This window comes from Streptomyces corchorusii, assembly GCF_001514055.1.
Classification (GTDB): Bacteria; Actinomycetota; Actinomycetes; order Streptomycetales; family Streptomycetaceae; genus Streptomyces; species Streptomyces olivaceoviridis.
The window spans coordinates 1-921 of record NZ_KQ948405.1; the positions used below are offsets into that span (position 1 = coordinate 1).

Here is a 921-nt window from a genome sequence, read left to right on the forward strand (position 1 = left end):
GAGATCGCACGGATGCTGGGGGTCAGCCACGAAAGCGTACGGCGGTGGAAACGGGTGTGGGAGGAAGGCGGCACTGATGCCTTGCGGCGACGCCCGGCCACCGGTCGTCCGCCGAAACTGGACGATGCCCAGGTCAATCAGGTGCGGACCGCGCTGGAACAGGGCGCCCAGGCGCATGGCTTCGAGGCTGATCTGTGGACGCTGGAGCGGGTTGGTCTGGTGGTCGAGCGGGTGACAGGGGTGTCATTGTCGCGGGCGTCGGTCTGGCGTCTGCTGACCAGTCGGTTGGGCTGGAGCCTGCAGCGACCCGAGCGTCGGGCGGTGGAGCGGGACGAGTCCGAGATCGCCCGCTGGATCGCTCATGAGTGGCCACGCATCAAAAAGGGGCGATGAACAAACGTGCCTGGATCGTCTTCCTCGACGAAATGGGGCGTCTCGCTGCTGCCCCAGGTCCGACGCACCTATGCACCCCGCGGCCGCACTCCCCTCTTGCGGCATCGGCTGAACTGGAAGCGTGCCTCAATGGCCGCGGCTCTCGGCTACCACGCCTCAGACCCCGACCGCGGGCCTCGCCTGTGCTTCCACCTCAAACCCGGCAGTTATGACACCGCCGCTCTGATCGAGGTCCTCAAACAGCTCAAAGTGTTCTACCGCGGAGAGCGGGTGGTGCTGGCCTGGGACGGACTGTCCGCCCACTGGAGCCGGACCATGCGGGCCTGGGTCGCCGAACAGGACTGGCTGGCCCTTGAACGATCACCGGCTTACGCGCCTGAGCTCAACCCGGTGGAGCTGCTGTGGTCGTCGCTCAAGAAACGCGAGCTCGCCAACCTCGCCGGCAACCACCTCGCAGACGTCGCCGACGCCACCGAACAAGGCATGCGCCGCATCAACCAGAACGATCAACTCCCCTGGTCCTTCCCC

2 protein-coding genes are annotated in these 921 nt (G+C 66.4%); both read left to right on the plus strand.

What is annotated here, in order from left to right:
- Positions 1 to 393 (plus strand): winged helix-turn-helix domain-containing protein (locus AQJ11_RS45010; protein WP_059267387.1); only part of this gene is annotated, 393 nt, incomplete at its 5' end.
- A 6-nt stretch (positions 394 to 399) separates the two neighbouring features.
- Positions 400 to 921: transposase (locus tag AQJ11_RS45015; protein ID WP_079082730.1), on the plus strand; the 522-nt coding region annotated here is incomplete at its 3' end.